26 protein-coding genes are annotated in these 25,331 nt (G+C 62.2%); 13 read left to right on the top strand and 13 right to left on the bottom strand.

Features of this window, described 5'->3' with window-relative positions; translation table 11 throughout:
* Window positions 1–114 precede the first annotated feature (114 nt).
* Both KUV72_RS07765 and ruvX read left to right on the top strand, forming a co-directional pair.
* Window positions 115–672 carry a YqgE/AlgH family protein gene (locus KUV72_RS07765; RefSeq protein ID WP_206942153.1) on the top strand — a complete coding sequence of 186 codons (558 nt, stop codon included), beginning with the start codon at window positions 115–117 and terminating at the stop codon, window positions 670–672.
* Window positions 672–1,127, top strand: coding sequence for a Holliday junction resolvase RuvX (gene ruvX / locus KUV72_RS07770; RefSeq protein ID WP_222237938.1), 456 nt, complete (start codon window positions 672–674; stop codon window positions 1,125–1,127). Before KUV72_RS07765 ends, ruvX begins: the two co-directional genes overlap by 1 nt.
* A gap of 36 nt (window positions 1,128–1,163) precedes the next feature.
* Here ruvX and ada read toward each other — a convergent pair whose 3' ends face one another.
* Window positions 1,164–2,255: a bifunctional DNA-binding transcriptional regulator/O6-methylguanine-DNA methyltransferase Ada gene (gene ada / locus KUV72_RS07775; protein ID WP_222237939.1), complete on the bottom strand. Its 1,092-nt coding sequence runs from the start codon at window positions 2,253–2,255 to the stop codon at window positions 1,164–1,166.
* 422 nt (window positions 2,256–2,677) lie between these two features.
* Window positions 2,678–2,821, bottom strand: coding sequence for a hypothetical protein (locus KUV72_RS07780; RefSeq protein WP_222237940.1), 144 nt, complete (start codon window positions 2,819–2,821; stop codon window positions 2,678–2,680).
* Here KUV72_RS07780 and KUV72_RS07785 point away from each other — a divergent pair.
* Entirely contained in the window at window positions 2,820–3,548 is a 729-nt protein-coding gene (locus KUV72_RS07785) for a DMT family transporter (RefSeq protein WP_222237941.1), read from the top strand. The two genes, KUV72_RS07780 and KUV72_RS07785, sit on opposite strands and share 2 nt — an antisense overlap.
* Window positions 3,549–3,721: 173 nt before the next feature.
* Here the strand turns inward: KUV72_RS07785 and pyrB are convergent, their stop codons facing one another.
* Window positions 3,722–4,750, bottom strand: coding sequence for an aspartate carbamoyltransferase (gene pyrB / locus KUV72_RS07790; protein ID WP_206942159.1), 1,029 nt, complete (start codon window positions 4,748–4,750; stop codon window positions 3,722–3,724).
* Window positions 4,751–5,014: 264 nt separating this feature from the next.
* Here pyrB and KUV72_RS07795 point away from each other — a divergent pair, with 264 nt between their 5' ends.
* The 7 genes from KUV72_RS07795 to KUV72_RS07825 all read left to right on the top strand — a co-directional run bounded on the left by KUV72_RS07795 (window position 5,015) and on the right by KUV72_RS07825 (window position 12,227).
* Window positions 5,015–5,920 carry a PhzF family phenazine biosynthesis protein gene (locus tag KUV72_RS07795; RefSeq protein WP_222237942.1) on the top strand — a complete coding sequence of 302 codons (906 nt, stop codon included), beginning with the start codon at window positions 5,015–5,017 and terminating at the stop codon, window positions 5,918–5,920.
* 198 nt (window positions 5,921–6,118) lie between these two features.
* Entirely contained in the window at window positions 6,119–6,523 is a 405-nt protein-coding gene (locus KUV72_RS07800) for a hypothetical protein (protein WP_222237943.1), read from the top strand.
* 406 nt (window positions 6,524–6,929) lie between these two features.
* A complete protein-coding gene (locus KUV72_RS07805) occupies window positions 6,930–7,871 on the top strand; it encodes a hydroxymethylglutaryl-CoA lyase (protein ID WP_222237944.1) in 942 nt (313 codons plus the stop codon).
* 137 nt (window positions 7,872–8,008) lie between these two features.
* A complete protein-coding gene (locus KUV72_RS07810) occupies window positions 8,009–9,166 on the top strand; it encodes a CaiB/BaiF CoA transferase family protein (RefSeq protein ID WP_222162226.1) in 1,158 nt (385 codons plus the stop codon).
* Window positions 9,167–9,310: 144 nt separating this feature from the next.
* Window positions 9,311–10,309 carry a TRAP transporter substrate-binding protein DctP gene (gene dctP, locus KUV72_RS07815; RefSeq protein ID WP_222162225.1) on the top strand — a complete coding sequence of 333 codons (999 nt, stop codon included), beginning with the start codon at window positions 9,311–9,313 and terminating at the stop codon, window positions 10,307–10,309.
* A 44-nt stretch (window positions 10,310–10,353) separates the two neighbouring features.
* Window positions 10,354–10,947, top strand: coding sequence for a TRAP transporter small permease (locus KUV72_RS07820; RefSeq protein ID WP_222237945.1), 594 nt, complete (start codon window positions 10,354–10,356; stop codon window positions 10,945–10,947).
* Window positions 10,944–12,227 (top strand): TRAP transporter large permease, encoded by a 1,284-nt coding sequence (locus KUV72_RS07825; protein WP_222237946.1) that lies wholly within the window; start codon window positions 10,944–10,946, stop codon window positions 12,225–12,227. The genes KUV72_RS07820 and KUV72_RS07825 overlap by 4 nt, the downstream gene beginning before the upstream one ends.
* Window positions 12,228–12,241: 14 nt before the next feature.
* Here the strand turns inward: KUV72_RS07825 and KUV72_RS07830 are convergent, their stop codons facing one another.
* The 5 genes from KUV72_RS07830 to hmgA all read right to left on the bottom strand — a co-directional run bounded on the left by KUV72_RS07830 (window position 12,242) and on the right by hmgA (window position 17,606).
* Window positions 12,242–13,150: a LysR substrate-binding domain-containing protein gene (locus tag KUV72_RS07830; protein WP_222162222.1), complete on the bottom strand. Its 909-nt coding sequence runs from the start codon at window positions 13,148–13,150 to the stop codon at window positions 12,242–12,244.
* Between the two features lie 30 nt (window positions 13,151–13,180).
* Window positions 13,181–14,389 carry a multidrug effflux MFS transporter gene (locus KUV72_RS07835; RefSeq protein ID WP_222162221.1) on the bottom strand — a complete coding sequence of 403 codons (1,209 nt, stop codon included), beginning with the start codon at window positions 14,387–14,389 and terminating at the stop codon, window positions 13,181–13,183.
* A 197-nt stretch (window positions 14,390–14,586) separates the two neighbouring features.
* Window positions 14,587–15,222: a maleylacetoacetate isomerase gene (gene maiA, locus KUV72_RS07840; RefSeq protein ID WP_206942167.1), complete on the bottom strand. Its 636-nt coding sequence runs from the start codon at window positions 15,220–15,222 to the stop codon at window positions 14,587–14,589.
* A 21-nt stretch (window positions 15,223–15,243) separates the two neighbouring features.
* Window positions 15,244–16,260 carry a fumarylacetoacetate hydrolase family protein gene (locus tag KUV72_RS07845; protein WP_222237947.1) on the bottom strand — a complete coding sequence of 339 codons (1,017 nt, stop codon included), beginning with the start codon at window positions 16,258–16,260 and terminating at the stop codon, window positions 15,244–15,246.
* Between the two features lie 26 nt (window positions 16,261–16,286).
* The gene (gene hmgA / locus KUV72_RS07850) at window positions 16,287–17,606 is read right to left on the bottom strand and encodes a homogentisate 1,2-dioxygenase (protein WP_222237948.1); all 1,320 of its coding nucleotides are present in this window, start codon (window positions 17,604–17,606) and stop codon (window positions 16,287–16,289) included.
* Window positions 17,607–18,131: 525 nt separating this feature from the next.
* Between hmgA and KUV72_RS07855 the strand changes: the two genes are divergently transcribed.
* On the top strand, window positions 18,132–19,334 hold the full coding sequence (locus KUV72_RS07855; protein WP_261317391.1) for a GGDEF domain-containing protein: 1,203 nt from the start codon (window positions 18,132–18,134) through the stop codon (window positions 19,332–19,334).
* Between the two features lie 221 nt (window positions 19,335–19,555).
* Entirely contained in the window at window positions 19,556–20,062 is a 507-nt protein-coding gene (locus tag KUV72_RS07860; RefSeq protein WP_206942173.1) for a MarR family winged helix-turn-helix transcriptional regulator, read from the top strand.
* Window positions 20,063–20,195: 133 nt separating this feature from the next.
* Here KUV72_RS07860 and KUV72_RS07865 read toward each other — a convergent pair whose 3' ends face one another.
* The 4 genes from KUV72_RS07865 to KUV72_RS07880 all read right to left on the bottom strand — a co-directional run bounded on the left by KUV72_RS07865 (window position 20,196) and on the right by KUV72_RS07880 (window position 23,007).
* Window positions 20,196–20,792, bottom strand: coding sequence for a nucleotidyltransferase family protein (locus KUV72_RS07865; RefSeq protein WP_261317392.1), 597 nt, complete (start codon window positions 20,790–20,792; stop codon window positions 20,196–20,198).
* A complete protein-coding gene (locus KUV72_RS07870) occupies window positions 20,789–21,163 on the bottom strand; it encodes a Rieske (2Fe-2S) protein (RefSeq protein WP_222237949.1) in 375 nt (124 codons plus the stop codon). Before KUV72_RS07870 ends, KUV72_RS07865 begins: the two co-directional genes overlap by 4 nt.
* 43 nt (window positions 21,164–21,206) lie before the next feature.
* The gene (locus KUV72_RS07875) at window positions 21,207–22,043 is read right to left on the bottom strand and encodes an IclR family transcriptional regulator (RefSeq protein ID WP_222162214.1); all 837 of its coding nucleotides are present in this window, start codon (window positions 22,041–22,043) and stop codon (window positions 21,207–21,209) included.
* A gap of 154 nt (window positions 22,044–22,197) precedes the next feature.
* Window positions 22,198–23,007, bottom strand: a complete 810-nt coding sequence (locus KUV72_RS07880) for an enoyl-CoA hydratase (RefSeq protein ID WP_222162213.1) — start codon at window positions 23,005–23,007, stop codon at window positions 22,198–22,200.
* Between the two features lie 231 nt (window positions 23,008–23,238).
* Here KUV72_RS07880 and KUV72_RS07885 point away from each other — a divergent pair, with 231 nt between their 5' ends.
* Window positions 23,239–23,799, top strand: a complete 561-nt coding sequence (locus tag KUV72_RS07885) for a GNAT family N-acetyltransferase (RefSeq protein ID WP_222237950.1) — start codon at window positions 23,239–23,241, stop codon at window positions 23,797–23,799.
* Window positions 23,800–23,923: 124 nt separating this feature from the next.
* On the opposite strand, the gene KUV72_RS07890 is transcribed toward KUV72_RS07885, so the two are convergent.
* Window positions 23,924–25,273, bottom strand: coding sequence for a uracil-xanthine permease family protein (locus KUV72_RS07890; RefSeq protein ID WP_222237951.1), 1,350 nt, complete (start codon window positions 25,271–25,273; stop codon window positions 23,924–23,926).
* Window positions 25,274–25,331 lie beyond the last annotated feature (58 nt).

Below are 25,331 nucleotides of genomic sequence, written 5' to 3' on the forward strand. Positions count from 1 at the left end.
ACTGAGTGCGATGCCCCCGAATGGTACAATGGGGGCATTCTGCCGGGGCATATGGGCTGACAGCCCTTCCCCGGCCATGCATCTGGATGGCGCGCGAGACCGCCTGGGAGACACATGCAAAGCTTGAAGAATCATTTCCTGATGGCCATGCCCCATCTGGAAGACCCGAATTTCGCAGGAACGCTGAGTTATCTGTGCGATCACGATGACAACGGCACCATGGGCGTGATCGTCAACAAGCCTACCGACCTGACCCTCGAAGCGTTGTTTGAGCAGCTGGAAATCAGTGTCGAGGAAGGCGCCATTGCCGAGGCCCCCGTGTATTACGGTGGTCCGGTTCACAAGGATCGCGGCTTCATTCTGCATACCGGCTCCGCCGAACCTTGGGACTCCAGTATCCAGGTCACCGATGACATCGCCCTGACCACGTCCATGGACATGCTCCAGGCACTGGCCCAGGGCCAAGGCCCCGAGAAGTTTCTGGTATGCCTCGGCTGCGCTGGCTGGGAGTCCGGTCAGCTCGAGAACGAGCTGATGGAGAATGCCTGGCTCACCGTGGAAGGTAGCGCCCATGTGCTGTTCGAGACGCCGCCGGAACAGCGCTTGACGGCCAGTGCCGGAATCCTTGGTGTCGACCTCAACCTGATGACCCGTGAAGCCGGGCACGGCTGATGGCCGGTTCCAAGCGTTCCCCGGGCGAGCGCCTGATCCTGGCCTTTGACTTTGGCACCCGCCGTATTGGTGTCTCGGTCGGCAACGAGCTCTTGCGCAGTGCTCGGGAGCTGTCTCCGCTGCCGGCGCGGGACGGCATTCCCGACTGGGATCGTATCAGCGCGCTGGTGGAGGAGTGGCAGCCCGACCGCTTTGTGGTGGGGCTGCCGCTCAACATGGACGGCAGCGAGAGCGAGATGAGCACCCGCGCGCGCAAATTCGGCAAGCGGCTGTTTGGCCGCTACGGTGTCGAGTGCGAGATGTTCGACGAGCGCGGCACCACCCGGGAGGCCAAGGCCATCGCCCGTGAGCAGGGACATGGGGGGAATTTTCGCAAGGAGAGCGTCGATGGCATCGCCGCCGTCCTTATCCTTGAGGGTTACTTCGCCCAAGAGGAAGGACTGCCCAGCCGCTGAGGGGCCTCCTCTATCTCGATGCCCCGTATTTCCCGTTCACTTAGCGGCTTTTCCTTGTGCCAACTCTCGCATCAGCAGGGTGCGCTTTCTGTCTACGCCCCAACGGTAGCCGGACAGGGCTCCATCGCTGCGCACGACCCGGTGACAGGGAATCGCCAGTGCGAGGGAGTTGGAGGCGCAGGCCCTTGCCACGGCTCGCACCGCCTTGGGCGAGCCGATCCGCTCTGCCAACTCGGCGTAACTGATGGTGCTGCCAAGGGGAATCTCGGTCAGCGCCTGCCAGACCCGCTGCTGAAAGGCGGTCCCGCGAATATCCAGCGGCAGTGACAGTCCGACACCAGGCTCTTCGACGAATGCCACCACCTTGGCCACCCAGGCGTCGAAGCGCTTGTCGCCGGGGGTCAGGCTGGCGTTCGCGAACTGCTCCTGAAACGCCTGCAAGAGCTGTTCCGCATCGTCCCCCAAGGAAATGGCACAGATGCCCTTGTCGCTGGTCGCCACCAGTATCGTGCCCAGTGAGCATTCTCCCAGGGCGAACTGAATCTCCATGCCCTTGCCGCCTTCACGGTAGCGCTTCGGGGCCATGCCCAGGATACGTTCGGCACTGGCATAGAAGCGTCCGCTGGAATTGAAGCCTGCCGCATAGATCGCGTCGGTGACCGTGTCTTGCCGAGTCAGCGCTTGGCGAACCCGTTCGCTGCGGCAAGCGGCCGCGTAGGCCTTGGGCGTCAGCCCGGTGACGGCAGTGAAGACACGATGGAAGTGGAAACGACTTAGCCCCGCCACCTGGGCCAGTTCATCAAGCGATGGCAGCGTGTCAGCGTGCTGTATCAGCCGACAGGCCCTGGCGACACTCTGGGCGTGCCGCTGGGGCAAGGAGGCGGCCTGGGGATGGCAGCGCTGACAGGGCCGGTACCCGGCCTGCTCGGCGGCGGCCGCATCGGCATAAAACTCGGCGTTCTCTCGGCGCGGACGGCGCGATGGGCAAGTAGGGCGGCAATAGATTCCGGTGGTGCGCACGGCGTAGATGAAGGCATCCACCGCGGCGACGTCGCGGGCCAGTACCGCGGCCCATCTGGCCTCATCGGAAGCGAAGCGTTGCGGACTATCTTCGGGTATCTCGTTCATGGCGGGCTCCTGCAGATGCTGCGGCAATTTTCATGGGGACAAGATGCGCCCCGACGGCGCCTGACACACTCCGCCTCTTGCTTTCAAAACACCTGCACACTGGTGGCGTGACATGCCCGTTACCTCGTGTGCCGCCCCGCCCATCTGCCACTCTACCACGCCGATCGCCACCGCCAGGCAGGGAAGGCCTCTGAGGTGGCGTCGAGTCGCGTGACCATTATCTCGTTTCTGTCTATTCCCCACCTCGACGCTATCTCGACGTTATCTCGACTTTCGCAGCAATAAACGAAGTTCGCTCGCCGTGTCATCGGCCTAGGCTGCCAGGGTGTCCCGACCGGAGTCGCGTAATGAAGATGATCGATCGCACCATGGGGCCCATGGAGTGGGCGCTATTGCTGGGCTTGTCGATATTGTGGGGTGGCTCATTCTTTTTCGTGGGAGTGGCCGTCGCGGAACTTGGGCCGCTCACCATCGTGGCCCTGCGAGTGGGCCTGGCTGCTGTGGCGCTGAACGTCCTGATACTGCTGCGAGGCCAGCGCATGCCCCTGGACTGCCTTCTTTGGCATGGGGCTGCTCAACAACATGCTGCCGTTCAGCCTGATTACCTGGGGGCAGGGGGTTATTGCCAGTGGCTTGGCGTCGATTCTCAATGCCACCACGCCATTTTTTACCCTCGTCGTGGCGCACTTTCTTACCCGTGACGAGCCCCTGAGCGCAGGGCGGCTGTTGGGTGTGGCGATTGGCTTTGCCGGTGTGGTGTATATGCTGGGCAGCGAGGTTCACGCGGGTTCCGATAGCCACTCATGGGCAGCGCTTGCGGTGCTGGCTGGCGCCCTGTCCTATGCCTTTGCCGGGGTCTTCGGGCGCCGTTTTCGCACCCTGGGCTGTCCGCCCCTGATCGCCGCCTGTGGCCAGGTCACGGCCTCGGCATTGGTGCTGATGCCCTTGGCCTTGGGGGTAGAGCGTTTCTGGCAATCACCCTGGCCGGGGCTGGCAACGTGGACGGCGGTGGTCAGCCTGGCACTCTTCTCGACCGCCCTGGCATATCTGATCTACTTTCGCCTGCTGGAGCGTGCGGGGGCAACGAACCTGCTGCTGGTCACCTTGCTGATCCCGGCCAGCGCCATTCTGCTGGGAATGTGGGTGCTGGACGAGCGCCTGGAGTGGCGCCATCTGGCAGGCCTGGGGCTGATCGGCCTTGGGCTGTTGGCCATCGACGGGCGGCCATGGAGATGGTGTCGAAGCGTTGCCTGGACGCGTGGGAAGGCCCGGCGAGAAGGCGCGAGGCACTGACGCCCACGGCGGGAGTTCAGGAAACACTGCATAGATGCCGGCGCCGACGATGCGCTGCGTTGCGCGCTGCTCGAACTCGTCACCTATACCGCATAGGCTCGGGGTGCTGCGCGGCGGGCGCCTAGCGCTTCCTTCAGGCGCCCGCCGGATAAGTGCGGCCCGGGACGATCTGCCTAGAACGCTGCGTCATCGACCCCGACGGTGGCTGGCACGAACCAGGGAACATCGCGCATGTCGCGCTCGATCAGATGCTCGACCTTCAACAGCGTCGCGAAGATCGCCATACGCACCGGGATGCCGTTGTCGGTCTGACGGAAGATCGCCAGGCGCGGGTCTCCGTTGAGGTCCACGTCCAGGTCGTTGGCTTCTGGCCGGCTGTCACGGGGCAGTGGGTGCATGATGATGGTCGAGGGGTTGCAGCGGCTGTCCATGAAGGCGCGATGGACGGTGAAATCCCGCGACAGGTTGAAGCCTTCGCTCATCTCGGCGGTGAAGCGCTCCTTCTGGATGCGAGTGGTGTAGACCACATCGACGTCGGAGAAATCGCCCGCCAGGCTGTCGCGCACTTCCACGTCCAACCCCTGGCGGCTGACGCGCTCGATCAGATGTTGCGGCATCTCCAGCCCGGGCGGCGCCACCAGCGTGATACGCATGGGCGCGTACAGTGCCAGCAGCTTGATCAGCGAATGCACGGTACGGCCGAACTTCAGGTCACCGGTCATCAGCACATGAGCGCCCTTCAGCGCCTTGCCCTGACGGTTGAACTCCTTGTCGATGGTGTAGAAGTCCAGCAGCGCCTGGCTCGGGTGCTCGCCGGGACCGTCGCCTGCGTTGATCACCGGTACGTGGGTGGCGCTGGCGAATTCGGCCACGGACCCCTGATCCGGGTGACGCATCACGATCGCGTCGCAATAGCCCGCCATCACCCGGCTGGTGTCGTAGAGCGATTCCCCCTTGGCCATGGACGAGAAGGTAAAGCCGGTGGTGTCACAGACGCTACCGCCAAGCCGCGAGAAGGCGGTGTGGAAGCTGACGCGGGTGCGGGTGCTGGCCTCGAAGAACAGGTTGCCGAGTACCGCGCCTTCCAGAACCCTGGTGACCTTGCGCCGCTGGGCAATGGGTTCCATGGTGGCCGCCACCCGCATCAGGTGGTCGATATCGTCGCGGGACAGGGAATCGATGGAGAGCAGGTGGGACATCACAGCGGCCTCGGCAGTGGGAACGGGCGCTAGTGTAACGCCGGAGCACAGTCAGTTCAGCCTCGATAAGCCCCTCAGCTGTCTGGGGTCAGCTCGAAACCCCTGATAGCCCCCGTTGCCGTGGCCTGGCGCTGACTTTGCCGTAGAGAAAAGTGGCGCGCCATGTGCTGGCGAGAAAGCGGCCCAGGCCAGTATGCTGGAAGGCGCTACCTGGCCCGGGTGAATGTTGCCTGTTGCTGGTCCAACCTGCTTCCCGTGGAGTCGCCGATGCTACCGTCCTTGACCCGCTATTATCTGCTCGATGTGTTTACCGACCGGCCCTTCGCCGGAAACCCCCTGGCGGTATTTCTCGATGCCGATGGTCTTGAGGCGGAGCGCATGCAAGCGATCGCCAATGAACTCAACCTGGCCGAGACGGTGTTCGTTGGGCGGGCCCAGGCGGGCGCTCACTTTCCGCTGCGCATCTTTACCCCCGACAGGGAGCTGCCCTTTGCCGGGCATCCTTGCATTGGCACGGCGCACCTGCTGGCGGCCCAGGGACTGGTGGATAACGCCCGCAGCGAACTGGTGCTGGACCTTGCGGCAGGGCCCCTGAAGGTGACCTATGAAGGCGATCTGGCACGCTTTCGCATTGCCCGTGCCCCGGAGGTTGGCACCAGCACCCTGGGACAAGCCAACGCGGCCGAGCTTGCCGGTCTCGCCCCGGATGACATCACGGGTGATCCGGTCCAGGCGTCCTGCGGGCTGCCGTTCCACCTGGTTCCGTTGGCCAGTGTCGATGCCCTGTCGGGCATTCAGCTGGCCTCGAGTGTCTGGCATTCTCACGTTTCGCCCAGCGGCGTGGAGCAGGTCTATTTTTACGTGAGTGCCGACAACGCCAGACAGGCGAAGGGCGCCGGCACGCTTCACGCGCGAATGTTCTCCCGTCACGGGGGCAGCTTTGTCGAGGACCCGGCAACGGGCAGCGCTGCGGCCGCACTGGCAGGATTTCTAGGGACAGAAATGAAGGGCAAGAGCGTCGACTGGCGAATCCATCAGGGCGATGCGATGGGGCGGTCTAGCCTGATCCATGCGCGTGCCCGGCGCGATGACAAGGACAAGGTGAGCATCGAAATTGCCGGCCAGGCCGTGTTGATCGGCGAGGGGGGACTCTATCCTCAGCCCGGTGGCTAACGCCTGCTTTCGATGACGGCGCCCGCTGAAGACATGCACAGTGAGGCATGGGGAGCCAACCCGCCACGATGGCGGACGCGGCGCTTTTCCTGATGGCCCTTGAGCGATATAGGCCGCCGTGGGAGTCTGATGAACACCAGCCGGACGCTGCTGGTGTCAGAGAATGATCCCTGTCCACGCTTCTCAGGAGGAGTCGCCATGTCCCGCCATCTTGCCCTTGCCTTCGCCGCCGGATTTCTTGCCGTCATCTGCTTCCACCAACCCGTGGTGGGATTGCTCAACGCCTACGGAGTGATCCCCTTTTCACCTTATTCCATGACGCCGGTCGCCCCTCTCGACGTCCCCGCCTGGTTTTCTGCAAGTTTTTGGGGCGGTGTCTGGGGCCTGGTCATGATGCTGGTGTTTGCGGCAGCACGTATTGAGCGCGGTGGCTGGTGGAAGGCGGGCCTGTTCGGCGGTATCGCGCTGACGCTGGTGGCGATGCTGGTGGTCTTCCCGCTCAAGGGGCGCGGTATCGATCCTGCCGTGTTCCCCATTGGCTTTCTGGTCAATGGCGCCTGGGGCATCGGCACCTGGACCTTCGTGCGCGCCTGGCGCCAGTAGCAGCGCCGCAATGCCAGCGGCCCCGTCGGGTCAGTTCATCTCGACGGGGCCGCTTGGCGATGGAAGAGAATGCAAAAGAGAGGATTCAAGGGGAGGCGTGTGCACCAAGCATTCTGCTCGGGAACGATTGTAGAAATCGACGATGTTTCCACTGTCCCAACACTATCGCGATATCAGATGGATGTTTGATATATACGCCTTTAGTCGATGAAGAGCAGACCAAGGTTGTAGAGACCGGCTAGCAAATAGTCTTTTCATTTATTATATAAGAGTTTGAAAGTTATCTGGTTATGGTCTTATCGTTCCATCCTGGAACGTGTTGGTTGAAAATTGCGAACTGTTGTTCCTTTCTCGGGCTTTCTAGAGTCGGTTTACCACTTGCCACTACGACTCATCGGAGTTGCCCATGGTTTCCTCTGCGTTTCACTCCGCTACCATCTGTGAGGTGGGTCTTCGTGATGGTCTGCAGAGCCTGGCGATGACCCTACCTACCGAGCGAAAGCTCCGCTGGATTGAAGCCGCCTACCGGGCTGGTCTGCGGGAGATCGAAGTGGGCTCCTTTGTGCCCCCACGCTTGATGCCACAACTGGCTGACACGGCTGAACTGGTGTCACTTTCCCGTCAGTGGGAGGCGCTCTTTGTTTCGGTGCTGGTGCCCAATCTAAAGGGCGCCGAGCTTGCTATCGACAGTGCCGCAGATCTCATGTTGCTGCCATTGTCGGCAAGCCACGCCCACAGCATAGCCAACGTCAAAAAGACGCCTGATGCGATGGTGGAGGAGGTGGCCCGGATACGCGATGCCCGGGACAGTGCGGCGAGCGCCACCTTGATCGAAGTCGGAGTCGGTACAGCCTTTGGCTGCACGCTCCAGGGCGAGGTTCCACGGGAGGAAGTGCTGCGGCTGCTAGAGGCAGCGCTTCAGGCTGGTGCGGACCGCGTCAGCCTGGCCGATACGGTTGGCTATGCCGACCCGCAAAGTGTTCGGGAGCTGTTCACCGCCGCCCGCCAGGTAGCGGGCGATGCCTTGTGGCGTGCCCACTTCCACGATACGCGAGGTCTCGCCCTGGCCAATACCCTGGCCGCGCTCGATGTCGGCATCACCCGCTTTGATGCTTCCCTGGCCGGCATCGGAGGCTGCCCTCATGCGCCTGGCGCCAGCGGCAATACCACCACCGAAGACCTGGTCTTCATGCTCGAAGCCATGGGACTGGCTACCGGTGTCGACATCGACAGGCTGCTTGAACTGCGCGCCGATCTCGTCGGCTGGCTGGACGGTGAAGCCACCCACGGCACCCTGTGGCGAGCTGGGCTGCCTCGCACCTTCTGCAGGGGGCGGGTCGCTTCCTGACAGAAGCCGCCACGCCGAAAGTCCTGTGTCTCTACCCCACCATATCCCGTGGACCCTGCCGTGCATCCCTGGGCCTCTGACATGACCGCGCTAGCAATGCGTTAGATAGCCATGACCTTGATTGAAAGGACCGTGCCATGACCGCTTCTGCCGACACCCCGCTGCCACTATCAGGCATCCGGGTCATTGAATTCAGCCATATGGTAATGGGCCCGACCTGCGGCATGATTCTTGCCGACCTGGGGGCCGAGGTGATCAAGATTGAGCCTCCATCAGGGGACAAGACGCGCAAGATGAGTGGAGTGGGTGTGGGCTTCTTCCGTACCTACAATCGCAACAAGAAGAGCGTTGTGCTGGATATCAAGTCGGAAGCGGGTCAACAGGCGTTGCATGCCTTGCTCGCAGAAGCTGACGTGATGATCGAGAACTTCCGCCCCGGATTGATGGAGAGTCTTGGCTTTGGCTATGCAGAGCTGTCATCACGCTACCCCGCGTTGATCTATGTCTCCCACAAGGGCTTTCTGCCTGGCCCATATGACAAGCGACTGGCGCTCGACGAGGTGGTGCAGATGATGGGTGGCCTGGCTTACATGACCGGTCCACAGGGGCGGCCGCTGCGGGCAGGTGCCTCGGTCAATGACATTATGGGAGGCATGTTCGGGGCGATCGGAGTACTGGCGGCCTTGATGGAACGGGGCAAGACCTTGCGCGGCCAGGAGATCCAGAGCGCGCTGTTCGAGAACTGTGTGTTCCTCAGCGCCTCGCATATGCAGCAGGCGGCCATGTCGCAGCAGGTTCCGCCACCGATGCCCTCCCGCGTATCGCCATGGACCGTGTATGACGTGTTTACCCTGGCCGAAGGCGAACAGTTATTCATCGGTGCCGTCAGTGACAAGCAGTGGGCCCAGCTGTGCGAGGTGCTAGGGAGAAAGGACCTGCGCGACGATCCGTCGCTCGCCACCAATGAGCAACGTCTGCCGCTCCGACGAGCGCTGCTCGATACACTTGGAGAGACCCTGGCGGGCCTGGAGATCGACGATGTCAGCCGTCGACTGGATGAGGCGGGCTTGCCTTATGCACCGATCACCCGCCCCGATGAGTTGCTTAATGATCCTCACCTCAAGGCCAGCGGTGGCCTGACACCGCTGTTGAGTGAGAAAGGAGAGCCCACCCAGACGGTACTGCTGCCGCTGCTGATGGGGGGGAGACGGCCACAGGTTCGCATGCCACTGGCCAGCATTGGTGAGCACACCGACGAGATACTGGGGCGCGCGGGTATCACCCCCACAAACTGAACAGGTCCGCCGGGCCCTCGAGCCTGGACAAGGCCGTGCGAATGAATCGAGCACAGCAAGTGACGGTCATCCTGATGGATGACACGCAACGTGTGACGAGAGCAACGCACAACCACGTACAACGATAACAAAGAGAGTCCAGCCATGACCCCATCCCATCGAAGCGTCTCTATCCTAGCCGCCGCCATCGCTCTGTTTGGCCTGTCGAGTAGCGCCTGGGCCGCGGATTACAGCCTGCGTCTGGCTCATCAGCTGCCGGCATCTCACCATGTTGCCCAGGCGCTGGAGACCTTTGCCGACGAGGTCGAGGCCGACAGCGACGGACGTATCGATGTCGAGATCTTTGGCGCTGCCCAGCTCTATGGCCCGACCCAGTTCCATGCTGCGGTCGCACGCGGGCAGATCGAAGCGGCATCGATGCTTAACTTGCTTTGGGGTGGGACGATACCTGCCATGCAGGTTTTCAACATACCCTACCTGATCACCCGTCCTGAAGACCTGGCAGCCTTCGCTGACTCGGAGGCGGCCAGCTGGCTTGATCAGCGCATGGCGGAAAAAGGGGTCACCAATTTGGCCTGGCTGGTGGATGCCAACAACCTGGTCTACACCTCCGCCGATGCGCCGTTAGCGAGCCCGGATGCCTTCCAGGGCATCAAGATTCGTGGGCTCAGCAAGGTCTTTGATGCGGGCCTGATCGCCATGGGCGCCTCACCCTCCACCATGCCCGGCTCCGAGGTCTACCAGGGGCTGCAAACCGGCGTGATCGATGCCGCCATGAGCAGTGCCAGTGCTGTCTATGCGCGCCGTTACTTCGAGGTGCAGTCGTTTGGTGTGGGATCCAACCTGATCACCGTCTTCCAGAATGTCATCGTCAATCCGCGCTGGTGGAACGATCTACCCGACGACCTCAAGGAGGTGGTGGGCGCCGCGCTGGAGCGCGCCGAACAGCAGCTGCTGCCTACTGAACCGGGAATCCCTGACGATCAGGTCGCCAAGCTCGAGGACAACGGCATGCAGATCACGCTGCTTGATGAAGCGCAGCAACAGGCCATGGCGGAGATCATGCGACCGGCGGTGGAAGCGGCTTTTCTGGAGAGTGCTCCCCGCGGACAAGAATTGCTGGATCTGATTGAACAGCGCTGAGCCGATCTTCGTTGAATTCCATGCCCACCGGAAAGGAGGGTGACATGTCTATCGAGACGTCTTCCCGCCCAGCAGGATCCGTCAACCTGGCAGCACGCCTATGTCGCTGGATATCTCCCTTGGTGACGGCCATCACTACCCTGTTTATGGCGCTATCCGCCGTGGGCGTGCTCGCCGCCATGCTGTTGATTGGCTACTCGGTGATCGCTCGCTATCTGCTGGGCAGCCCATCGCTATGGGTCGATGATGTGGTGACCTTTGTTCTGGTCGGTATCGTCATGTGCGCCACCGCATCGGCGCTGCGCGAGGGACGCCACCTTGGCGTCGACTTGATGACGGAGCGACTGGGGCAAGGGCATCGTCGCTGGGTTCAGGCCTGGTCGATGATCGCAGTGCTGGTGGTTGCGGTGTTTCTGGTGGTGGATGGCTGGCAGACGGCGATGTTCTCGCGAATGCTCGGCATGACGACCATCGGCTATGTTCAGATCCCCCTGTATCTGTTGCAGCTGATGATTCCTTTTGGTGGCGCGATGCTGGCCATGGTGGCGCTGGAGTCCCTGCTGCGACTCGCTGGTGGGGGGCATGCCTTTGTCAAAGCCGATTCGTGCGAGTCTCACGTACGAGGGGGTCGCGCATGATGACCATCGCTGCCATTTTGCTGGGCCTGGTGGTACTGCTGTTTACCGGTCTGCCGATCTTCGCCGGGCTGTCGATCTTTGGGGGAGGCCTGCTGCTGGCGTCAGGAGCAGGCATTGAAGGTATTTCCGAGATCATCTTTCACAAGATCAGTCTGTATGTGCTGCTGGCCATCCCGCTGTTTGCTTATATGGCACATATCATGATTCGCGCGCGGATCATCGATGATCTCTACGCTACCGCCTACACCTTGACCCGGCATCTTCCGGGTGGCGTCGGCGTCGCCACCATTCTGGCCTGCATGATCTTCTCGGCGATTTCCGGCTCCAGTGTGGCGACGGCCTTGACCATCGGAGCGGTGGCGATCCCGCAGATGATTCGCTATGGCTATGATCCTCGAGTGGCCTATGGTCTGGTGGCCGCTGGCGGGACCCTGGGCATCCTGATACCGCCCTCGGGTCCCATGATCATCTATGGGGTGGCGACCGACACCTCCATCGGCGGACTGTTCATGGCGGGCCTGGTGCCCGGCCTGATGCTGGCGCTGATCTTCATGCTGTCGACGGCCTTTCAGCAGCGTCATTGCCGACGAGAGCCAAGGGCCGGCCTGGGCGAAGTACTACGAGCCTTGCGAGCGTCGTGCTGGGCGCTTGCGCTGCCAGCACTGGTGCTTGGGGGAATGTACGTCGGAGTGTTCACGGCCACCGAGGCGGCAGCTGTAGGAGCCTTGTTGGCCCTTGCCGTAGGAGGCCTCATCTACCGAACTATCGGTCCACGCCAGATCTGGGCCTCCGCCATCGACGCCAGTCGTACCTCGGCGATGCTGTTCATGATCCTGGCCGGTGCGGCGGTGTTCAGTCATGCCTTGACCAAGCTGCTGATTCCCCAGCAGATAGTGAGCCTGGTGTCGACCATGGAACTGGGCACCTTTGGTTTCTTGCTGATGATGATGGCGCTGATCTTTGTGCTCGGGATGTTCCTCGAATCCATCGCTATCATCTTGATCACCTCGCCGGTCGTGCTGCCGGTGCTCGCGTTGCTCGAGATTAGTCCCATCTGGTACGGCGTGATGCTGGTGATCAACCTGGAGCTGGCGATGATTACACCGCCGGTTGGGATGAACCTGTTCACCATCAAGGCGGTGACTGAGGCCCCCATCGGTCAGATCATTCGTGGCTCACTGCCCTTTGTGTTGCTGATGTTGCTGGGCCTTGCTCTGGTGATGGTGTTTCCGGGGCTTGCGCTTTGGCTACCCGGCACCATGCTGGAACTTGGCCCATAGCCGTCGAGAAACGCTCAACGACCGGATGAATCCGTTGGCGTGTCGGTCAAATAGTCAAACAGGTGGCGCGCCGGAGCGCTGAGAGCGTCGATGTCTCTGACGAAGGCGACGAAGCGCCGGGTGGCCCAGTCATCGGTCAGCGGAATGGCTCGTATATCCATCGCCTTGGCATAGAGAACCGCCGCATCCATAGGGACCACGGCGACCGCCAGGCCCGAATCCACGATTCGGAAGGTAGCGTCAAAGGTAGTGACGTGGACGCGAAAGCGAATCGGCTGGCCCAACAGTGACGCTTCTCGCTGCAGGGTCAGGCTGACCAGGCTACCAGGCAGAATCTCTACATGGTCGTAGGGAAGGGTTTCTTCGAAGCGCAGACACTGTCGGTTGGCCAGTGGATGTTCCGGTTTGACCACCAGGCCAAGCTGGTCGGTGTGGTAGTGCCGATGATGCAGGTGATGGGTACGCGCGTTTTCCCAGCACAAGCCGATATCGGCACGACCTTCCTCGATGCCCCGGGTGATCAGTGCACTGATCTTTTCTTCCAGATTGACCTGGACGCGGGGGTGTTCCTTCATGAACTGGCTGATCTGGCCGGGCAGAAATTGGCATACCGCCGACAGACTGGCAAGAATGCGCAGGTTGCCTTGCAGGCCATGACTGAACTCGCTCAGCTCAGCCTGGAGGCGTTCCAGTGAGGACAATGTCTCGCGTGCCGCACGCAGCATGACCTCTCCCGCCGGTGTCACCATGATCCCGCGCTTGCGCCGAATCAGCAGGCGTACCCCTGCCTGCTGCTCAAGTGCCGTCATGCGTTTGCTGATGGCCGAGGGCACGATGGCCATCTGCTCCGCGGCGGCCGCAATGCTACCGTGATCGCACACGGCGACGAATAGTGCCAGGGAGTGAGGGTCGAAGTGTCGCATTGGCTATCCTCCAGTGGCCCGGTCGCAGGATCAGGCCGTTGCCCCTGCACGTTCTGGTTGACCCCTATCGCTGACAATACAGCGGTAGCAGACCAGCGCCAGCATCCCGGAAAGCCCGATGGCGATCGCCATGCTATGGGAGGTGCCGTCGTGTAACTGGCCGACCAGCGCGCCTGCGGCGGCGGCGATACTCATCTGGATAAACCCGAACAGCGCCGAGGCCGAGCCCGCACAATGGGGGTTGGGCGCCAGGGCGCCTCCCATGGTCTGCGGCATGATGATGCCGAAGCCGACCATGTAGACCATGTTGGGGACGATGACCGCCCAGGGCGTATGCACCCCGGCCACTGACAGCAAGGCCATGGTGATACCGCCCAGGGCAGCGATCAGCGTTGCTACCGTCAGCAGCTGGTGTCGGCTACGCCGACGGCTGAGCTTGGCGCTTGCCATCGAGCCGATAAAGAAGCCCAGCACGATAGCGGCGAACAGATAGCCGTAGACGTCGGGACTGACACCCATGTAGTCGATCAGCACGAAGGATGAGCCTGATAGAAAGGCGAACAGGCCGGAGAAAGCCGCGGCGTTGGCCAGGGTATAGCCGATAAAGTCTCGCTGTCCGAGCAATGAGCGGAAGGTGGTAGCCAGTGCCGAGGGCTTGATCGACTGGCGGCGATCCTTGGGCAGTGGCTCCGGCATCATCGCGATCAGCCCGAGCATGGCCAGGGCGTAGAACGCCAGCGCCAGGAAGATCGCGTCCCAGCCGAACCACACCAGCAGGCCCGCGCCCACCACCGGTGCCAGCGCCGGGGCCAGGGCCATGACGCTGGCCATGTAGGAAAGGATACGGCTGGCCTCGAAGGGGCCGTGGATGTCGCGTACTGCGGCCCGGCCCAGCACCGGGCCGGCAGAGCCGCCCAGGGCCTGGAAGAAGCGCGCCACCAGCAATGTCTCGATGTTGGGGGCGAACGCGCAGGCCAGGCTTGCCAGCAGGAAGATACCCATGCCGGCGGCGAGAATCGGCTTGCGGCCGAAACGGTCCGACAGTGGGCCGCACAGCAGTTGCGCCATGGCAAAGCCAATCAGGTACAGCGATAGAGTCAACTGGATCTGGTCGGCGCCGGTACCGAGGGCCTCACGCATGGCGGGCATGGCGGGAAGATACATGTCGGTGGCCAGCGGCCCCAGAGCGGTCAGCGCGGCCAGCAGGCCTACCGTAGCGCGGGATGTCGGGTTCAGCACGTGCAGCTCCAGATCGGCGATGGCAAGTGTCAGGGAACGCGAAGGGAGCGCCGCGCGACGCTCCCTTCACGATGATATGGCGGGCTGCTCGGCCATACCGGCAGCGCCTGGTGGGGCCTCGGGTGGCTGACCAGGGTAGCTGGCTAAGGTAGCTGGCTAAGATAGCGGAGCAGCGTAGCCGAGTAGTGTAGCCGATCTCAGCGCGCGTCGGGCTGAACCTCGGGTGCCGCTTTGGCGAACGCTGGTAGACAGCGAGCCTGCTCGCAGATCGCTTGTATCGCGGGATAGGCGGACAGGTCACAGTCGAAGCGTTCGGCGTTGAACACCTGCGGCACCAGACAGACGTCGGCCAGGGTCGGCTGATCGCCAACACAGAACCTGCCTCTATGAGGCTCAAGCATGGTCTCGACCGCTGTCAGCCCCGTGGCGACCCAGTGGCGGTACCAGGCCAGCCGGGAGTCTTGGGACAGGCCTAGCGCGCCGGTCAGATGCGTCAGCACCCGCAGGTTATTGAGCGGATGGATATCGCAGGCGATGACCTGGGCCAGGGCGCGGATGCGCGCCCGCTGTGCGGCATCGCCGGGCAGCAGCGGCGGATCGGGATAGCATTCGTCCAGATATTCGCACAGCGCCAGGGACTGGGTCAGCGGCTGCCCATCATCGGTGATCAGGGTCGGCACCAGCCCCTGGGGGTTGCGCGCCAGATTGACGCTGTCCCGCTGCTCGCCCTTGCTCAGGTCGATCGGATGATGGTCGAGGGAGATGCCCTTGAGGTTGGCGACGATTCGCACCCGATAGGCCGCCGAAGAGCGGAAATAGCCGTAGAGCTGCATGTGGAGTATCCGCTGGTGGGATCAGAGTGTGTACTTCACCACTCGCTGGTCGATGGCACCGAAGATGCTGTGACCGCCGTCGTCGAACATCTCGATGCGCACGCGATCGCCGAAGCGCATGAAGGGTGTCGTGCTGTCACCGTGGAGAATCTTCTCTACCATGCGTACCTCGGCCAGGCAGCTATAGCCTACGCCACCGTCGGCCACCGGCTTGCCGGGGCCGCCATCCGGGTCCGGGTTGGACACGGTGCCGGAGCCGATCACCGCACCGGCACCCAGGTGGCGGGTGCGCGCGGCGTGGGCCACCAGTCGGGGGAAGCTGAAAATCATGTCGGGCCCCGCCTCAGGCGCGCCGAACATCTCGCCGTTGAGGTGAACCGTCAGCGGCAGATGCACGCGGCCATCGCGCCAGGCCTCGCCCAGCTCGTCCGGGGTGACGCAGACCGGCGAGAAGCTCGAGGCCGGCTTGGCCTGAAAGAAGCCGAAGCCCTTGGCTAGCTCTCCAGGAATCAAGCCACGCAGACTGACGTCGTTGACCAGCATGATCAGCTTGATATGTCCGGCTGCCTGGTCGGGGCTGGTCGCCATGGGCACGTCGTCGGTGATGACGGCAAGCTCACCCTCGAAGTCGATGCCATGGTCCTCGCTGATCGCCTCGATATCGTCAAAGGGACCGATAAAGCGGTCGCCGCCGCCTTGGTACATCAGCGGGTCGCTCCAGAAGGTCTCTGGCATCTCGGCGTTGCGCGCCTGGCGTACCAGCTGTACGTGATTGAGATAGGCCGAGCCATCGGCCCAGTGGTAGGTGCGTGGCAGCGGCGAGTGCAGTGAGTGATGGTCGAGCTCGAAGGCCTGATCCAGCTCGCCGTCATTGAGCCGCCGGTAGATGTCCTCGAGCAGGGGCGCGTTGGTGTCCCAATCTTCCATCAACTGTTGCAGGGTGGTGGCGATCTGGGGAACGCGCACGGCGCGAGTCAGGTCACGGGAGACGACCACCAGTTCGCCGTCGCGTCCGCTCTTGAGGCTAGCCAGTTTCATCGCAGGATTCCTTGTTGTCGCGTGGCTCAGGGCCGGTTCGGGTCGAAGTGGGAGCGCAGTCCCTGCCACACGCTCACGTAGTCGCGTTGGCGGAAGTCGGCGGCCAGAGCCTTTTCAGTGGGCTGGAACACGTAGCGACTCTCGAACATGAAGGCCAGAGTCGCGCCCAGGTAGTGGGGTTCCAGGCATGCGTTCGAGGCCTTCTCGAAGCTCTCGGCGTCGGGGCCATGGGGCGACATGCAGTTGTGCAGGCTGGCGCCGCCGGGCAGGAATCCCCCAGCCTTGGCGTCGTACTCGCCATGGATCAAGCCCATGAATTCGCTCATCAGGTTGCGATGGAAGTAGGGCGGGCGGAAGGTGTTTTCGGCCACCATCCAGCGTGGGGGAAAGATCACGAAATCGATATTGGCCATGCCTGGGGTATCCGACGGAGAGGTCAGCACGGTGAAGATCGATGGGTCCGGGTGGTCAAAGCTCACCGTGTTGATGGTGTTGAAGTTGGCCAGGTCGTACTTGCAGGGCGCCAGGTTGCCGTGCCAGGCCACCACATTCAGTGGCGAGTGGTCGAGCCGGGCCGCCCATAACCTGCCTGAAAACTTGGCCACCAGCTCGATGTCGCCGCTGACCTCCTCATAGGCGGCGACGGGGGACAGGAAATCGCGCGGGTTGGCCAGGCCGTTGGCCCCGATAGGGCCAAGCCCCGGCAGCTCCAGCGGACTGCCGTAGTTTTCGCAGACATAGCCTCGGGCCTGGTCGCCCTCAACAATGCGTACCTGGAGCTTGACCCCACGGGGGATCAGCGCGATCTCGCCATTCCCTACGTCCAGGGTGCCGAACTCGGTGCGCAGGCGCAGGGTGCCGAGCTGGGGCACGATCAGCAGCTCACCGTCGGCGCTGTAGAAGAAGCGCTCGGTCATGTCGCTGTTGCAGGCATAGAGGTGGACGCCGCAGCCGGTCTGGGTGCCGGCGTCACCATTGACCGCGATGGTGGTCAGGCCGTCGATGAAGTCGGTGGCCGCCTCGGGCATAGGGGCTGGGTCCCAGCGCATCTGGTTGGGGTCTGCGGCAGGCCGTGATAGTGGCGCGGTGGCAAGATCACCGCCATCCAATGGATGGTAGGCGCTTTGGGCCACCGACGGGCGGATGCGGTAGAGCCAACTTCTCAGGTTGTGGCTACGCGGCGCGGTGAAGGCCGAGCCGGTGAGCTGCTCGGCGTACAACCCGTAAGGGCATCGCTGGGGCGAATTCAGCCCTTGGGGCAGGGCGCCAGGCAGTGCCTCGCTGGTGAAGTGGTTACGAAAGCCACTCTGGTAGGTCAGAGAGCTTCGTCCAGGGCGGGGAGACATGAAAGACACCTCCATCGAAAAGACGACTGCTGATGTCCTTTCAATATAGTTTCAAAAGAAACTAATTGGCACGTGACTTTAGTGGAATACGCCCAAAGAGTGTTCTCCGACACGGTTCGCGCAAAACGGGCGTGAAGTTTATACGCTTCCACTTTCCGGAAAAACGTCTTGCTAGCGGGACTTTTTCATGCTGAACAAGCACTTTTTTGTCGGTGGTGAAGACGTGATAACACGGCGGCTAAAGTGCACTTCGGTCTCGTTCAACCATCGCTGTACGGATACGATTAACGGCCTAAAATCGATGTTTGTTTTTCACTGCAGGTGATCTTTACTTGTGTAATTTCAATGGTTTGTATTTTAATATAAGCGTTTGTTTAATTTAATAAAATAATGATTTAGGGGTTCTGCCGGGGACAGCAGCCGCTCAGGCTGTTGCACGAGCCGCAGGCTCGCGTTCTGCCGACCGGCAAGGCGACGCCGGCAACACCTGCCAGGTATAGGCGGGGAGGCAGACAGGGAGATGAGATGTCATTGATGGCACCTGAGTTCAGAGAGAGAACCGATCACCAGGTGTACTGGATGACCGGGCAGTTCCGCGAGCGTGACCGTGAAGATGTATATCGCCGCACCATAAAACCAAGGGTTCGCTTTGAGTCGCGCCTGGCGATTGTCGTGGCGGCGATGATCTTTGGTATGTTCACCATTTCCGATTATTTTTATGTCGGTCAAAGCGCTGCCTTTTATGCGCTGGTCATCATGCGGGCCATTGTCGTCGGCTGTTGTCTGGCGCTGGCCATGGCCATAGGGCGTTGGGGCAACTACAGCCAGCGCCTGTGGTTGCACGCCCTGCCGCTCTGGATATTGGCGACCGGCATTATCCTTATCGTTCCGCTGCGCCCTGATACGCTGTCGACGCAGATGCTGGCGGTCATCGTGGCGATCATGGCGTTCTACCTGCTGATTCCTAACCTGTTGACGGTGGTGACCGGCGCCAGCCTGTACCTCAGCGTGGGCTTTCTGGTGGCTGTGGTGCTGGCGACGGATGTCTCTGCGGTGGTCATCTTGCGCATCACGCTGCTGCTGATCATGGCCAATGTAGTGGGATTCTTTGCGCTGCTTCGGGTGGAATACCTGCAGCGCAAGCAGTTTGCGTTGTTGCATGAGGAGCGCGGCCACAATCGGCAGCTGCTCAGGGAAATGGCCCATCGGCGTTCACTGGAGTCACAGCTGAGGCGGATGGCCGAGCAGGACGCATTGACCGGCCTGGCTAACCGAGGCCACTTCATGAAGCGTGCCCAGACCCTATTTCAGCGCTCCCGCGTGGAAGGCATTCCGCTTAGTCTGTTCATGCTGGATGTCGATCACTTCAAGGTCATCAACGACACCTGGGGCCATAGCCAGGGGGATCAGGTCCTCATCGAAATTGCCGAGGCCTGTCAGCAGTCGCTGCGCCCACAGGACATTATCGGGCGTTTCGGCGGCGAAGAGTTTGTGGTGGCGCTGCCGGACACTCGCCTTGACGATGCGAAACAGGTGGCTGCCCGCCTGCAGCAGGCTATCGCCGGGCTTGCCTCGCGTTCCGACATGAGCATGCTGGCCTTGAGCGTGACGATCGGTATTGCCGAAATGCGACCAGGGGACACGGACCTGGATGCGCTCTTGAAGCGGGCTGACAAGGCGCTGTATGTCGGTAAACGGGAAGGCCGGGATCGCGTCGTGGTGAGCTGAGTCGGGTGTTAAGCCCGCCGACTCAGGGGGGCATACTGGATGGCATCATGAGTGACGGTCGCAAGCGTCACGTTCGTATCACCACACGGATGTCTCTTCAGGGGTGTCACTACAGGGGTGTCACCGCATTGCTGCCCCTGCCTATCCCGGCTATCGTTCGGTATTCATCCATAAGCTGGCGTTCACGTCGGCGGCCGAACGTATCCTCCGGGGAAGACGCCATGGGCTCGCGTGAGCGCGATACCGCTACCAATACCGATATTGCTAGGCTGGATCTGCAGCAGTTTCTTCCGTACCGGCTGAATCGGCTGGCGGACAGGCTCAGCCAGGCGCTGGCGCAGATGTACGCAGAGCGCTACCAGCTGACCATTGCCCAGTGGAGAGTGCTGGCGTGGCTGTCCCATCTGGATGAACTGTCGGCCAAGCAGATCGCCCAGGCCACGGGCATGGACAAGGTGCGTATCTCCCGCGCGGTACAGGCGCTGGAGGAGCGAGGGTTCATCCTGCGCCAACCCGCGGATCATGACCAGCGGGTGCAGCACCTACGCCTGACGGCGGCTGGAAGGACGCTGTTGTCCACGCTGATTCCCGAGGCAAGACAGTGGGAAGCCGATGTCGTGGCCACGCTCAGCGCTGAGGAATATCGCGACCTGATGGGGCTGGTCGGGCGGCTTGAGGACCGGCTCGATCAGCTGGAGCAGGGGTGTGATTCCTCTCTTGGGGAATGATCTTTGCCTAATCTGTGGCTGATCTGTGGCTTATCTATGGCTGACCTGTGCTTGAGGGGGGAGACCTACGACGGCGCTCCCTCGCCGTGATGATCAGCCTCACTTGGTGAGAGGTCGGGGAGACGATGTAGCGTCACGGGTGCTGCTGGACCTTCAGCTTCGGCCAATGAGCAAGCCAGGCTTTTTCTTCGACTCGCTGCCGAAAAGCGTCGGCCTTGCCGCTTTTCGGGTTGAGTGTAATTGTGCCGGCGAAAAGTGGCGCCAGTCCGAAGGGGGCGATCAGTTCGATCTCTTGATCGCGTGAGAGCCTGACGCCAACCGCTGTTTCCAGCTCCACCCAATAGCTCATGGCATCCGCGGTCGACGTATAGGGGTCGTCATGATTGCGAATGTGCATTCTTGCCTGGTTTTTGACCGACCAAGGCAAGGGGGATTGCTGTTCAAGGAAGTGCTGGATGGCCGCGTCGCTCTTCTGACACGTCCTGGTGGGCGCGTAGTGGATGAGGTCAAGGTCGTTGAGAGGGGAGGGCGTCAGCTTGTCATGAAGCTTATCCCAGACCAGATTTCGCACAAAGCCTGCGGCTAGGCACCAATCTTCCAGGTCCAGCTCCGCTGCCAGACGGAGGGCTCGCATTCTTGATGCGTCACTGCGAAGCCACGTCCTGAGGGTGGCTTCATGATCACTGTGGCGGGTCGCTCTTCGGTGTGAAAGCGCGGATAGCGTTTTCATTCACCTATCACCCACCAGCCATCTTTCTCAACCACGGGTACCGGGTCCAGCGCTTCGCCCTGGGCGGGGCCGGAGATGCCTTCACCGCTGTCGAGGCGAAAGCAGGCCTGGTGATGGGTGCAGATCAGCAGTTCGCCGTCCCGACTCATTATCGTGTCGCTGCGCCCGTTCAGGGGCAGGTACTGGTGGGGGCAGGCGTTGACGTAGGCGCGCACCTCTCCGCCGGCATCACGGGCGATGATCAGAGGAAACCGACCGTTATCGCTTTCCAGGGACAGGCACTGACTGTCACCAGGGGGCAGGCGGGAGCATTCCAGCAGCACGGTACCGGCGGGTGGAGCGCTCTTGTACTGACGCCAGGCGTCGCTCATGACAGCTCCTGTGGAGGATGACGGAATGATGCCGGTAGAGATATCAGGGCTTGAACTCGTCGGCCTCGGGAACGCGCCCGCCTAGTTGTGCGGTGATCTCGGCAGCGGTATCGCGCACCCTTTCGCCCAGCGCGTCCAGTCGCTCATCGGGGATGCGTGCTACCGGACCCGACACCGAAATGGCGGCCAGAGGCGTGCCGAGTTCGTCATGAATGCAGGCCGCCACACAGTGCAGGCCGATGGCATGTTCCTCGCGGTCGCAGGCGTATCCACGCTGACGAATCTCGGCCATGGCGCGGCGCAGCTCCGAAGGGCTCGACAGAGTATTGACGGTAACACGGTCCAGTCCACGTTCTGCCAGGACCCGCTCTAGATCATCATCGGGCAGCCAGGCCATCAGTGCCTTGCCCACGCCGGAGGCATGCAGCGGTGCACGAGAGCCCAGGCGGGTGATCATGCGCATCATCTGGGGGGATTCGCTCTGGGCCAGAAATACCGCGGTTGTTCCATCGCGTACGCCCAGGTTTGCCGTTTCGCCGGTGTCTCTGGTTAGCCTGCGCAGGTAAGGGCGGCTGGTGGCAACAAAGTCGCGAGCCTCGAGAAAGCTGTTGCCGATGCGGAAGGTCTTGACGTCGATGCGCCACACGCCAAGGGTTTCGTCCTGTGTCACGAAGCCCTGGCTCAGCAGTGCCTGCAGTAACCTGTGCGTCGTAGAGGGGGCCAGGTCGGCCTGCTCGGCAATATCGGACAGGGCCAGCCCGCCGGGGCGCATGGCCAGCAGCTCCAGCAGATTGAGTCCCCGCACCAGCGACTGGCTATGGCCTCCGCTGGTCTTGCCGGTGGCCGGTCGCCCGGCTGCTCTGCGCTTGTTCTCCGTCACCTGTCTTCTCCTGGGGCTAGCCATGAACCTGTTGCTGAAGGGCTAGCATACCTGCAGGTGCAGCGTCTTGTCGCGTTTACGGAAAACGCTTCCATAACCAGTCCTTGGGTGAAAAGTGAAGGATGAAAGGAGAACGTCGTGAGTCGAGCGCCCTTTATCGATGTGTCCACCGGGGGCGGCGCTTGGCGACAAAAGCGTCGATGCCCTCTGCCACATCCTCGGCCATCATGTTGGCCGCCATGACCTCCCCCGCATAGGCGTAGGCCTGGCCCAAGGGGAGTGCCCGTTGGCGGGCCAGCATCGACTTGCCGGTAAACAGCGCCACCTGGCTCTTGGCGCGCAGGTTATCCAGCAGTGCCTCAAGGCAGTCATCGAGCGCGTCGGGTTCGGCGACACGGTTGATCAATCCCCACGCCAACGCCTGCTCGGCATCGATGAAGTCACCGGTAAACAGCATCTCAGCCGCCTGCTTGGGGCCGATGTTGCGGGTCAGGGCAACGGCGGGTGTCGAGCAGAACAGACCCACGTTGATGCCAGATACGGCGAAGCGCGCGCTGCTGGAGGCGACCGCCATGTCGCAACTCGCGACCAGCTGGCAACCCGCGGCAGTGGCCAGGCCTTGAACCCGGGCGATCACGGGGACCGGGCAGTCCTGCAGGCGCTGCATCACCCGCGAGCATTGGGCGAACAGCTGGCGGTAGGCGTCTTCATCTTCCAGGGCGCGCATCTCCTTCAGGTCGTGGCCGGCGCAGAACGCCCGGCCCTCTGCGGCGATCACCACGGCACGCAGGTCAGGGCTGGGGGAGATGGTCGTAAAGGCATCATCCAGCGCCGTCAGCATGTCCTGGGACAGTGCATTGAAGCTGGCGGGACGATTGAGGGTCAGGTGCACGATCCCGCGGTCGTCGTGGCGGACGACGGCAGCGTCGTCGTTGGCAGGTAGCGCAGAGGGTGAGGCGGACATCGTGGTGGCTCCAACGAGGGCGAACCTGGCAAGACTAGCGCGGGAGCACCGGTTGTCGGGGCGTGCTTCGACCAAAGGGCTAGACCAAGGAACGTGATCATCGGGCGAGTAATCGGGCCCGGTGGTGATAGATCGTGAGGGAGGCCAGACCCAGAGGCGCGTGCTAGACCATGGTCAGGCGCTGCCAGGATGACGTAGATTCGTTGGCATGCCTGACGATACGGAGCCCGCATGCACAATGACGAGCAACCGCCGATACCGATGAGCGGCGACGTGCTGGCCACGCCGCGCAGCCGCCTGCGCCCCTTCGAAGCGTACGACCTGCCCGCCTTGAGCCGGCTGTTGGCAGATCCCAGGGTCATGCGTTACTCCCTTGGTGGGGTCTGCGATGTTGCGCGTAGTCAGGCATTTATCGAGGCGTGTCGTCAGACGTACAGGCAGAAGGGGTTTGGCTATTGGGCCGTGGTGCATCCGGTCTCCCGTGCCCTGATGGGGTTTTGCGGTTTCGATCACGAGACCCTGGATGGCGAGCAGGAACTGGCGATTGGCTATCGCTATGCGGTGCGTCATTGGGGCAGGGGCCTGGCTACCGAAGTGGCGCGTGCTGTCGTCACCCATGCTTTTACGGTCACCGACAGCGAGTCATTGGTGGCGGTCATTGATCCTGCCAATGTGCCATCGACGCGAGTGGCTCAGCATGCAGGTTTCCAATGGGAAGGGATAACGACGCTGCAGGGCCAGCGCGTCAAGGTCTACCGGCGGCATCGCTACCGTGACGTCAGAAGCTGCTGAGTCTGGACACGTGGCTGCACCCACGGGCCCTGGTTGGGGCTCGTGGGTGCTGTTTCTGCGCGGGAGAATGACGTCGTGAGCAGGGCCGGTTCAGTTCGGTCGCTGCCGGTGGTGGCGCCGAGGCTTAGACGTCGTCACGGAACACTCGGTCGCTTTTCGGGAGAACCAGGTTGAGGACGATGGCGAACAGCGCACCAGGAATCAGCCCTGACTCAATGATGGCTTGAAGGTTCTCGTTCAGGTTGGCGTAAAGCCCCTCCTGGGCGGGTAGACCCACCGCGGCGGAAAGCGATACGCCGATGATGACCATGTTGCGTTTGTTGAAGTCGATGTGAGACAGCATCTTGATGCCGGCGCTGGCAATCATGCCGAACATGATCAACACGGCGCCACCCAGCACGGAGTTGGGAATGCTGGAGACAATCGCGCCCAGCTTGGGGATGAGCCCGGCCAGCAGCAGGAAGGCACCGCCAATGGCGACCACGTAGCGACTGACGACGCCGGTGAGGGCGACCATGCCCACATTCTGGCTGAAGCTGATCTGCGGAAAGGCGTTGAAGATGGCGGCGAACACGCTGGAGATGCCGTCCGCCATGACACCACCGGAGAGTTCCTTGGGCGTCGGCTCCCGGTCCAGGCCTCCGGCAGTGGTGCCGACAATATCTCCGATGGATTCGGCGCAGGTGACGATGGCCAGCAGCACCACGGGAAGAACGGCAGCCAGATGAAACTCGATGCCGATGGCCAGGGGCACAGGAAGGGACAGCCAGTCAGCTGTGCCGATGCCTGAAAAATCAATCAAGCCAAAGCTGGTGGCCGCCACGTAACCGACGACCAGGCCGATCAACGGTGCCGTTTCGGACCAGATGCCGCGTCCATACTGGTGCAGGCCCAAGGTGACGATCAGTACCAGGGCGCCCAGCAGCAGGTGATGGGTGGCGCCAAAGTCCGCCGCGCCGAAGCCGCCACCCCAGTAGGCAAAGCCCACCGGCATCAGCAGTGTACCCAGCATGACCACAAAGGTGCCGGTGACCACTGGCGGGAACAGAAAGCGAAAGACCGGGAGAAACAGGCCTACCAGGGCCATGGCGATACCGCCGCAGAGTGCAGCTCCGAGCGCTGCTGGCAGGCCCATGCCTACGGCGATGGGAATCAGAACCGGCACGAAGCCGAAGCTGGTGCCCATCACGATAGGCAGTCGAGCACCAATGGGGCCGATACCGAGTGACTGCACCAAGGTGGCGACACCGGCGACAAACATCGCCGCCTGGATCATGAAGGTGGTTTGATCCGGCGGCAGGTCCGCAGCACCGGCAATCAGGATGGGAACGGTCACGTTGCCGACGAACATCGCCAGCACATGCTGCAAGCCAAGCGGTATCGCCCTTCCCAGTGGCGGCATGGCATTGACGTCGTGGGTGGAGCGAACCGTGGGTCGGTCGCGGTTATCGCCAGTGGATTCTTGCGTATGCATGGCGGGATCCTCTCCTGTTGTCGTTGTAGTGCCAGGCCGTCCCCTGGCCTGGGCGATG

This window comes from Halomonas sp. DP4Y7-1, from assembly GCF_019800705.1.
GTDB classification, from domain to species: domain Bacteria; phylum Pseudomonadota; class Gammaproteobacteria; order Pseudomonadales; family Halomonadaceae; genus Halomonas; species Halomonas litopenaei_A.

Bases quoted from the DNA above. Each gene is read 5' to 3' on its own strand.
- KUV72_RS07765 (WP_206942153.1), top strand. From the start codon at position 115: ATGCAAAGCTTGAAGAATCATTTCCTGATGGCCATGCCCCATCTGGAA.
- ruvX (WP_222237938.1), top strand. From the start codon at position 672: ATGGCCGGTTCCAAGCGTTCCCCGGGCGAGCGCCTGATCCTGGCCTTT.
- ada (WP_222237939.1), bottom strand. From the start codon at position 2,255: ATGAACGAGATACCCGAAGATAGTCCGCAACGCTTCGCTTCCGATGAG.
- KUV72_RS07785 (WP_222237941.1), top strand. From the start codon at position 2,820: ATGGGGCTGCTCAACAACATGCTGCCGTTCAGCCTGATTACCTGGGGG.
- KUV72_RS07780 (WP_222237940.1), bottom strand. From the start codon at position 2,821: ATGCCAAAGAAGGCAGTCCAGGGGCATGCGCTGGCCTCGCAGCAGTAT.
- KUV72_RS07795 (WP_222237942.1), top strand. From the start codon at position 5,015: ATGCTACCGTCCTTGACCCGCTATTATCTGCTCGATGTGTTTACCGAC.
- KUV72_RS07800 (WP_222237943.1), top strand. From the start codon at position 6,119: ATGTCCCGCCATCTTGCCCTTGCCTTCGCCGCCGGATTTCTTGCCGTC.
- KUV72_RS07805 (WP_222237944.1), top strand. From the start codon at position 6,930: ATGGTTTCCTCTGCGTTTCACTCCGCTACCATCTGTGAGGTGGGTCTT.
- KUV72_RS07810 (WP_222162226.1), top strand. From the start codon at position 8,009: ATGACCGCTTCTGCCGACACCCCGCTGCCACTATCAGGCATCCGGGTC.
- dctP (WP_222162225.1), top strand. From the start codon at position 9,311: ATGACCCCATCCCATCGAAGCGTCTCTATCCTAGCCGCCGCCATCGCT.
- KUV72_RS07820 (WP_222237945.1), top strand. From the start codon at position 10,354: ATGTCTATCGAGACGTCTTCCCGCCCAGCAGGATCCGTCAACCTGGCA.
- KUV72_RS07825 (WP_222237946.1), top strand. From the start codon at position 10,944: ATGATGACCATCGCTGCCATTTTGCTGGGCCTGGTGGTACTGCTGTTT.
- KUV72_RS07830 (WP_222162222.1), bottom strand. From the start codon at position 13,150: ATGCGACACTTCGACCCTCACTCCCTGGCACTATTCGTCGCCGTGTGC.
- maiA (WP_206942167.1), bottom strand. From the start codon at position 15,222: ATGCAGCTCTACGGCTATTTCCGCTCTTCGGCGGCCTATCGGGTGCGA.
- KUV72_RS07845 (WP_222237947.1), bottom strand. From the start codon at position 16,260: ATGAAACTGGCTAGCCTCAAGAGCGGACGCGACGGCGAACTGGTGGTC.
- hmgA (WP_222237948.1), bottom strand. From the start codon at position 17,606: ATGTCTCCCCGCCCTGGACGAAGCTCTCTGACCTACCAGAGTGGCTTT.
- KUV72_RS07855 (WP_261317391.1), top strand. From the start codon at position 18,132: ATGTCATTGATGGCACCTGAGTTCAGAGAGAGAACCGATCACCAGGTG.
- KUV72_RS07860 (WP_206942173.1), top strand. From the start codon at position 19,556: ATGGGCTCGCGTGAGCGCGATACCGCTACCAATACCGATATTGCTAGG.
- KUV72_RS07865 (WP_261317392.1), bottom strand. From the start codon at position 20,792: ATGAAAACGCTATCCGCGCTTTCACACCGAAGAGCGACCCGCCACAGT.
- KUV72_RS07870 (WP_222237949.1), bottom strand. From the start codon at position 21,163: ATGAGCGACGCCTGGCGTCAGTACAAGAGCGCTCCACCCGCCGGTACC.
- KUV72_RS07880 (WP_222162213.1), bottom strand. From the start codon at position 23,007: ATGTCCGCCTCACCCTCTGCGCTACCTGCCAACGACGACGCTGCCGTC.
- KUV72_RS07885 (WP_222237950.1), top strand. From the start codon at position 23,239: ATGCACAATGACGAGCAACCGCCGATACCGATGAGCGGCGACGTGCTG.
- KUV72_RS07890 (WP_222237951.1), bottom strand. From the start codon at position 25,273: ATGCATACGCAAGAATCCACTGGCGATAACCGCGACCGACCCACGGTT.